At 71.1% G+C, this 7,664-nt stretch carries 6 protein-coding genes; 3 read left to right on the top strand and 3 right to left on the bottom strand.

Annotation, left to right across the window (positions count from 1 at the left end):
* The first annotated feature begins 256 nt into the window (after window positions 1-256).
* Window positions 257-1,237 carry an aldo/keto reductase gene (locus LXT23_RS11860; protein ID WP_253980230.1) on the top strand — a complete coding sequence of 327 codons (981 nt, stop codon included), beginning with the start codon at window positions 257-259 and terminating at the stop codon, window positions 1,235-1,237.
* An 89-nt stretch (window positions 1,238-1,326) separates the two neighbouring features.
* Here the strand turns inward: LXT23_RS11860 and LXT23_RS11855 are convergent, their stop codons facing one another.
* The 3 genes from LXT23_RS11855 to LXT23_RS11845 all read right to left on the bottom strand — a co-directional run bounded on the left by LXT23_RS11855 (window position 1,327) and on the right by LXT23_RS11845 (window position 4,671).
* Entirely contained in the window at window positions 1,327-2,751 is a 1,425-nt protein-coding gene (locus LXT23_RS11855; protein ID WP_253980229.1) for a UdgX family uracil-DNA binding protein, read from the bottom strand.
* Complete coding sequence (locus tag LXT23_RS11850; RefSeq protein WP_253980228.1) at window positions 2,751-4,001, bottom strand: putative DNA modification/repair radical SAM protein; 1,251 nt, start codon at window positions 3,999-4,001, stop codon at window positions 2,751-2,753. The genes LXT23_RS11855 and LXT23_RS11850 overlap by 1 nt, the downstream gene beginning before the upstream one ends.
* 163 nt (window positions 4,002-4,164) lie before the next feature.
* Complete coding sequence (locus LXT23_RS11845; protein ID WP_253980227.1) at window positions 4,165-4,671, bottom strand: hypothetical protein; 507 nt, start codon at window positions 4,669-4,671, stop codon at window positions 4,165-4,167.
* Between the two features lie 297 nt (window positions 4,672-4,968).
* Between LXT23_RS11845 and LXT23_RS11840 the strand changes: the two genes are divergently transcribed.
* Both LXT23_RS11840 and LXT23_RS11835 read left to right on the top strand, forming a co-directional pair.
* Window positions 4,969-6,975 carry a M36 family metallopeptidase gene (locus LXT23_RS11840; protein WP_253980226.1) on the top strand — a complete coding sequence of 669 codons (2,007 nt, stop codon included), beginning with the start codon at window positions 4,969-4,971 and terminating at the stop codon, window positions 6,973-6,975.
* A 302-nt stretch (window positions 6,976-7,277) separates the two neighbouring features.
* A complete protein-coding gene (locus LXT23_RS11835; RefSeq protein WP_253980225.1) occupies window positions 7,278-7,649 on the top strand; it encodes a VOC family protein in 372 nt (123 codons plus the stop codon).
* Window positions 7,650-7,664 lie beyond the last annotated feature (15 nt).

The raw sequence follows: 7,664 nt of genomic DNA, 5'->3' as shown, positions 1-7,664 counted from the left end.
GTCGGTGTCCCGGGGGGGCCTTCCCAGGAGGACGCTGCAGTCGGAACTTCGCGGCACGGCCCTTGGGAAACCCGGGGCGCCCTCCACTCCGCTCCGCTCAGCGCCCCCTCGGATTCCACGTACATCTAGCGGATTCTCGGCGGTCAGAAAAGACGCCAGTTCCGTATGACCCACCCATCCAAGGTATGACGCGACGCATGGGCGGCGAAGTGGACGTGTGCCTTGCCCGCACCCGGCATCAAGGAGGAAATTTCCGATGAAATTCACCAACCTGGGACGCACCGGCCTGCGGGTGTCCCGCATCTGCCTGGGCTGTATGAGCTACGGCACGCCCACCTGGCGCCCGTGGGTGCTGGACGAAGAGGCCGCGCAGCCCTTCTTCCGCCGCGCGGTGGAGCTGGGCATCAACTTCTTCGACACCGCGGACATGTACTCCAACGGGGTGAGCGAGGAAGTCACCGGCCGGGCGCTGCGCAAGTACGCCCGCATGGACGAGGTGGTGCTGGCCACCAAGGTGTACTTCCCCATGGGGGACGGGCAGAACATGCGCGGCCTGTCGCGCAAGCACATCGTCCAGGGCTGCGAGGCGAGCCTGAAGCGGCTGGGCGTGGAGGCCATCGACCTCTATCAAATCCACCGGATGGACCCGAACACGCCGCTGGAGGAGACGCTGTCCGCGTTGGACCAGCTCGTGCGCCAGGGGAAGGTGCGCTACCTGGGCGCCTCGTCCGCGTATGCGTGGCAGTTCGCTCGGGCGCTGGGCGTGGCGGACCTGCGCGGCTGGTCCCGCTTCGTGTCCATGCAGGGCCACTACAACCTCGTCTACCGCGAGGAGGAGCGGGAGATGCTGCCCCTGTGCGAGGCGGAGGGCATCGGCGTCATCCCCTGGTCTCCCCTGGCGCGCGGCCTGCTCGCGGGCTCGCGCAAGTCGCTCACGGACCGGGCCTCCACGGCTCGCGCGAAGTCGGACACGTACTCGGGCCAGCTCTATGACCAGCCCGGGGACTGGGAGGTGGTGCAGGCCACCCAGGCCGTGGCCACCGCGAAGAACGTGCCGCCCGCGCAGGTGGCGCTGGCGTGGCTGCTGTCCCGGCCCGCGGTGACGGCGCCCATCATCGGCGCCACGAAACCGGAGCACCTGGAGGACGCCGTGCGCGCGGTGGACCTCAAGCTGACGGCGGAGGAGCTGAAGGCGCTGGAGGCGCCCTACAAGCCGCACGAGGTGCGCGGCGTGTGAGCCGTGCCGGGCGGGGGCCCCTGGGCGAAGTCAGGGGCGCCACGGCCGGGGAGTCGCAGGGCTTCAGAGGTCCAGCCGGGCCTCGCGCATCAGGGCGCGCGAGGCAGCCGCCGCAGCCACTCCGCCGCCGAGCGCAGGTCCGCCTCGAAGTGGATGCGCGCCTCCGCCCGCTTGCGCGGGTCCGGCATGCGCAGCAGCGCCGAGGGATGGAACGTGGCCATCCACCCGTCCGCCCACGGCGTCTCGAACACCTGCCCCCGGCTGAGGTGGATGCGGAAGCCCGGCCCCAGGAACGCCTGCGCCGCCGTGGCCCCCAGCGCCAGGATCATCCTCGGCCGCACCGCCGCCACCTCCGCCTCCAGCCACCCCCGGCACGCCAGCACCTCCGCGCGCCCCGGGCTCTGGTGCAGCCGCCGCTTCCCGCCCTCCCCTGGCGTCCACCCGAAGTGCTTCACCGCATTCGTCACGTACAGCTCCGAGCGCTTCAGCCCCGCCCGCCCCAGCACCTCGTCCAGCAGCTGCCCCGCGGGGCCCACGAACGGGCGCCCCTCGCGGTCCTCCCAGTCTCCGGGCTGCTCTCCCACCAGCATCAGCGCGGCCCCCACCGGCCCCTCGCCGAACACCGCCTGGGTGGCCCGCTCGTGCAGCGGACACGCCTGGCATGCCCGCGCCGCCTCCGCCAGCGCCGGCAGCTCGCGCCGCTCCGGAAGCCACGCAGTGGCCGCGGACACCTCCCGCACCGGCGCCACCATGGCCGAGGTGCGCGTGGGCGCCCGCCGCACCAGCTCCGGTATCAGCCGCGCCTCCGGCAGCGTGGGCCAGTGCTTCTTCGGCAGCTCCGCCCGCATGGCCCGCACGTTGAGCCGCGCCGGGTTGAAGATGGACGCATAGTACGTCCCCCACAGCGTCTCCAGCGCATCCCCCTCCGGAGCCTCCGAGCGCGACACGCCGTCCCCGAAGGACAGCCGCTCCAGATCCCAATGCACGCACGCGTCCGGCGTGAGGATGCTCCAGCGCATGGACGGGAAGCGGCGCACGAAGAACGGGGCCACGTGCCGGACGATGAGGTGGTCCGGCCGGTGCCACGCGATGAAGTGCTCCACCCCGTCCCGCTCCACCCGCCGGAAGCGCACGAAGGCCGTCATCTTGTGCGCGTCCCGCCGCACCGCCCGCTCCATCATCCGCAGCCGGTGCACGTCCACGTCACTGTCCACCTCCAGCAGCTGGCGCTCCCCGTGCGTCAGCCGCCACAGCACCCGGTACAGGAGCGCCCAGCGCCCGGAGTCCCGGTGACACGCCACCTGCTCCGCCAGCCCCAGGAAGTCCCGGGGCACCGCGGGCGCCGGCCCCCGCGCGGGCGCCAGCTCCGTCACCGGCGCCCCCACCGCCAGCAGCGAGCCCTGCCGCGCCCGGGCCTCCTCGAAGAGCACCCGCTCCGGCGGCTCTCCGAGCGCCAGCAGCCCGCGCGCCACCGTCCGGAAGGACGCCAGGTCCGGCTCCACGCTCACCCGCATCAGAGCTCCCCCGAGTGCGCGGAGGCCGAGGCCTCGAAGAGGGACAGCTGCGACGCCGGCCGCACCCGCTCCACCAGCCGCTCCGTGTCCAGCAGCAGCGTGGGCCGCCAGTCCGCCGTGACGATGAAGGGCCGCGCCCGCCGCAGGGGCACCTTGAGCCGCACCAGGTCCGCCAGCGTCACCGCGTGCCACCGGCGGATGCGCACCACCCGGTCCACCGTGCGCACACCCAGCCCCGGCACCCGCAGCAGCAGCTCCCGGGGCGCCCGGTTCAGGTCCACCGGGAACATGTCCCGCCGCCGCAGCGCCCACGCCAGCTTCGGGTCCACGTCCAGCGGCAGGTCCGGCTGCTCGGGCGGCGCCAGCTCTCCCACGCGGAACCCGTAGAAGCGCAGGAGCCAGTCCGCCTGGTACAGCCGGTGCTCGCGCACCAGCGGCGGCGACTTCGCCGGCAGCCGCACGTCCGAGCGCGGAATGGGGCTGTAGGCCGAGTAGTACACCCGCTTCAGCCCGAAGCGCGTGTACAGCCGGTGCGCCGTGTCCAGGATGGCCGCGTCCGGCGACGGCGTGGCCCCGACAATCATCTGCGTGCTCTGCCCCGCCGGGGCGAAGCGGGGCGCCTTGGGGCTCTGCGCGCGCTCCGCCTTCGCCTGCTCCAGCCGCGCATGGATTTCCCCCATGGTGCGGCCGGTGACGGCCAGGCTCTTCTCCGGCGCCAGCCGCTTCAGGTCCGCCTCCGTGGGCAGCTCGATGTTGGCACTCAGCCGGTCCGCGTAGCGCCCGGCCTGGGCAATCAGCTCGGGGGACGCGCCCGGCACCGCCTTGAGGTGGATGTACCCATGGAACGCGTGCTCCTCGCGCAGCAGCCGCGCCACCTGCACCATCTGCTCCATGGTGTAGTCCGGGCCCTTGAGCACGCCGGAGCTGAGGAACAGCCCTTCGATGTAGTTGCGCCGGTAGAAGTCCAGCGTGAGCCCCACGACCTCCTCCGGCGTGAAGCGCGCCCGGGGCGTGTCGCTGGAGATGCGGTTGACGCAGTACTGGCAGTCGTAGACGCAGAAGTTGGTGAGCAGCACCTTCAGCAGCGACACGCAGCGCCCATCCGGCGTGTAGCTGTGACAGATGCCGCTGCGCTCCACGCTGCCCAGGCCCTCCGGCGGCGCGGGCTCGCGCTTGCCCCCACTGCTCGCGCAGGAGGCGTCGTACTTCGCCGCGTCGGCGAGGATCTGCAGCTTCTGGCGGACGTCCATGGGCGCTCGGTGGTGACGTTCAGGAAGCCCCTCCAGGCCCCCTCCCCTCACCCCACGTCCTACCTGCCCGGTCTGACATCCCCCACCCTGCCTGTAGCGTCCGACCGGGCAGGCCCCCGCTCGTGGCCTGCCCGGCAGGAGTGGGTCCGGGTCCCCCGCCCGGCTAGAAGCCCACGCGCGTCATGGTGAACGGAACCGGCGCCGCCATGCCGCCCTTCACCAGGACGATGCCGGTGATCTTCCCGGTGATGGGGCTGCGCTGGAGCTGGGTGATGGCGTAGTAGTCCCGCTCCGCCCCCGCCAGGTCCTTGAAGACGATGAGGGCGCCCACCGCCGGGTTGTTGGGCAGCGCCCAGAAGGTGCCGGACTCCGTGTTGCAGCCGTAGAAGGGACAGACGCGGCTCACCGTGCGGACGTAGCTGCCCTCCACCCGGTCCACATGCTCCACGCCCGCCAGCGTCATGGAGGTGAGCTCCCCCGCGGCGGCCGGCGGCCAGTAGCGCGTATAGCTCCCCAGCAGCCCGGCGAGGCTGTCCGGCGCCTCGTACACGGCGGCCTCCGCCGTCTCCAGCGCCTCCGCGCCCGCGGGCCCCTGCGGCTCCTGACCTCCGCAACCCGAGACCAGCGCGAGCCCGACGAAAAGACTCCCAAGACGACCCACTGAGTGCATGCGTTCCCCTGAGGTGTGGTGGAGCAGTGAAAGCCTGAGTTGAATACTGATTCAGGTTTCAGAACCACTACCGGCGCGTCACGGGTCGGTCAAGAACCCACAGGGTCCGCGAGAACCCTGGAATTCATTTAAAAGCCAAAATTACACGCTTAATCTGCCAGTTGCGTATTTCACGCCAAGTGTGGTTTCTTGCCGCGCGTCGCCTGTCCCTTCCAGGGGGGCGATTTCCTCGCGGTGCAGGAGCACGCCATGTCCTCAGGTCCTTACCGAAGGCGCCTTTTCCACGCGGTGGTTGTCATGGGAGCCCTCACCGGCTCCACTGCCCTGGCCGCGACGTTGGAGGCCGACGAGCATCGCAACTACGACGCTCGTGAGCGGTACAACGCGCAGGCCCGCTTCGGCTTCTCCGTGACGCAGCAGGACGGGGTCGCCGCGCTGCGCCAGAGCGTGCCGGAGCTGCTGGTGGAGACGGACGAGTCCAACGGCCTGGTGCGCTCGCTCACCAACCCGGTGGGCGCGCTGTCCGGGCCCTCCAGCGGTGATGCGCTGGCCATCGGCCTGGACTTCGTCCAGAAGCACCGCGAGGCGTTCGGCCTGGAGCTGAGCGACCTGGCCAACCTGCAGGTGACGGACCGCGTCTATTCGAAGGACAGCGGCATCACCAACATCTACCTGCGCCAGACGCACAAGGGGCTGCCCGTCTACAACGCGCAGCTGCAGCTCAACGTGGACGGCGAAGGGCGCGTGCTCAGCGTGCACAGCGACTTCCTGCCCTCCATCGACAGGGCGCTGGCCGGCGTGGAGCCGCGGGTGAGCGCCGCCGAGGCCGTCGCGGGCCTGGCGAAGCACCTGGGCGTGTCGCTCAAGAGCGCGCCCCAGGGCCTGAAGCCCGAGCCCGGGGTGGAGCAGCAGACGCGCGTGGAGGCCGAGGGCCTGTCCACCGAGCCCATCAACGCGAAGCTGGCGGTGCTGCCGGTGCGCCGCGGCGAGGCGCGCCTCGTGTGGCACTTCCAGGTCCACACCCCGGACCAGCAGCACGACTTCGACGTGACGGTGGACGCGCAGACGGGTGAGGTCTGGACGCGCTTCGACTGGGTGGCCTCGGACAGCTACAAGGTCTACGCGATGCCGGTGGAGAGCCCCAGCCACTCCTCGCCCGCGACGCCCTCGGACGGCCGCACGACGGTGACCAACCCCGCCAATGCGCTGGCCTCGCCGTACGGCTGGCATGACACGAACGGCGTGGCCGGCGCCGAGTTCCTCATTCCGCGCGGCAACAACGTCCACGCGTACGAGGACCGCGACGCCAACAATGCTCCGCCCGCGTCCGAGCCCAGCTGCGGCTCGACGCTGGCGTGCAGCTTCGCCATCAACCTCTCGACGGGCGCGCCGTCCACGTACATCCCGGCGGCCGTCACCAACCTGTTCTACTGGAACAACATCATCCACGACGTCACCTACCAGTACGGCTTCAACGAGCTGGCCGGTAACTTCCAGGTGAACAACTACGGCCGCGGCGGCCTGGGCAACGACGACGTGCGCGCCGAGGCGCAGGACGGCGGCGGCACCAACAACGCCAACTTCTCCACGCCGCCGGACGGCCAGCGCCCGCGCATGCAGATGTACATCTGGACGGCGCCCACGCCGGACCGGGACGGAGACCTGGACGCGGGCATCGTCGTCCACGAGTACGGCCATGGCATCTCCAACCGCCTGGTCGGCGGCCCCAGCAACGTGTCGTGCCTCACCAACCGCCAGCAGCCGGGCGAGGGCATCAGCGACTTCCTCTCGCTCTGGTTCACGGCGCTGCCGACGCACACGGCCGCGCTGGGCCGCGGCGTGGGCACCTACGCGCTGAACCAGCCCACCACCGGCGCGGGCATCCGCACCCAGCGCTACAGCACCAGCTCGACGGTCAACACGTGGACCTACGCCAGCATCAACGGCATGGCCGTGCCGCACGGCGTGGGCTCGGTGTTCGCCCAGGCGATGTGGGAGGCCTACTGGGCGCTCGTCACCCAGTACGGCTTCAGCGCCGACTTCTACAACGCGACGGGCACCGCGGGTAACCAGCGCTTCATGAGGTACTTCATCCAGGGCCTGAAGAACACGCCGTGCAGCCCCACCTTCACCCAGGTGCGTGACGGCATCATCACGGCGGCCACGTCCATCAACGGCGGCGCGGACGTCTGCCGGCTGTGGACCGCGTTCGCCGCCTTCGGCCTCGGCACCAACGCCGTGTCCGGCGGCTCCGCCAGCACCACGCCGACCAACGGCTTCTCGAAGCCGGCCACCTGCCCGTAAGGCGGCCCGCCCGTAGCACCTGACACATCCGACGTACCCGGGCCGGGTGGGCTTCTCGCGAAGCCTGCCCGGCCCTTCGCTTTCCGGGCCTCATGGCAGGCCGTCCAGGAGCGAACGGGAGGACTGCCGGGACGCCTGCTCCAGGGAAGCGGCCCGCCAGGCGAGGCACCGGGTGCGAAACGAGGGCGGTGCATGTCTCCTGACAGGACGTTGTCAGGAGGGGGGGCGCACTGTGCAGGGCGTGGAGGTCGGGCCGCGGGCACTCCCGCTCGCGCCTCGGGCCTCCGGACATGGAGCCTGTCATGAAGCGCCCTGACGCCCTCACCTGGTTCGAGATTCCCTGCACGCAGCTGTCCCGCGCCGCCACCTTCTACGAGCGGATGACGGGGCTGACGCTCAAGCGGGAGAGCTTCCTGAACGTGCCGCACGCCATCTTCACGACCCAGGGCGTGGGCGGCGCGCTGGTGGAGGACCCGGACAACAAGCCGAGCCCCACCGGCCAGCGCATCTTCCTCAACGCCGCCGGGGAGCTGGACGCGTGGCTGGAGCGCGTGGAGGCCGCCGGCGGCAAGGTGCTGCTGCCCCGCACCTCCATCGGCCCCCCGGGCTACATCGCCATCATCCAGGACACCGAGGGCAACCACGTCGGCCTCCACACGCCGCTCGCGGCCTAGCCGGACTCCCGCGCC

The sequence above is a fragment of the Pyxidicoccus xibeiensis genome (assembly GCF_024198175.1).
Taxonomy (GTDB): Bacteria; Myxococcota; Myxococcia; order Myxococcales; family Myxococcaceae; genus Myxococcus; species Myxococcus xibeiensis.
The sequence above is the reverse complement of the archived record's forward strand: the minus strand, read 5'-3'. Positions and strand labels throughout refer to the sequence as shown.

Bases quoted from the DNA above. Each gene is read 5' to 3' on its own strand.
- LXT23_RS11845 (WP_253980227.1), bottom strand. From the start codon at position 4,671: ATGCACTCAGTGGGTCGTCTTGGGAGTCTTTTCGTCGGGCTCGCGCTG.
- LXT23_RS11855 (WP_253980229.1), bottom strand. From the start codon at position 2,751: ATGCGGGTGAGCGTGGAGCCGGACCTGGCGTCCTTCCGGACGGTGGCG.
- LXT23_RS11835 (WP_253980225.1), top strand. From the start codon at position 7,278: ATGAAGCGCCCTGACGCCCTCACCTGGTTCGAGATTCCCTGCACGCAG.
- LXT23_RS11850 (WP_253980228.1), bottom strand. From the start codon at position 4,001: ATGGACGTCCGCCAGAAGCTGCAGATCCTCGCCGACGCGGCGAAGTAC.
- LXT23_RS11840 (WP_253980226.1), top strand. From the start codon at position 4,969: ATGGGAGCCCTCACCGGCTCCACTGCCCTGGCCGCGACGTTGGAGGCC.
- LXT23_RS11860 (WP_253980230.1), top strand. From the start codon at position 257: ATGAAATTCACCAACCTGGGACGCACCGGCCTGCGGGTGTCCCGCATC.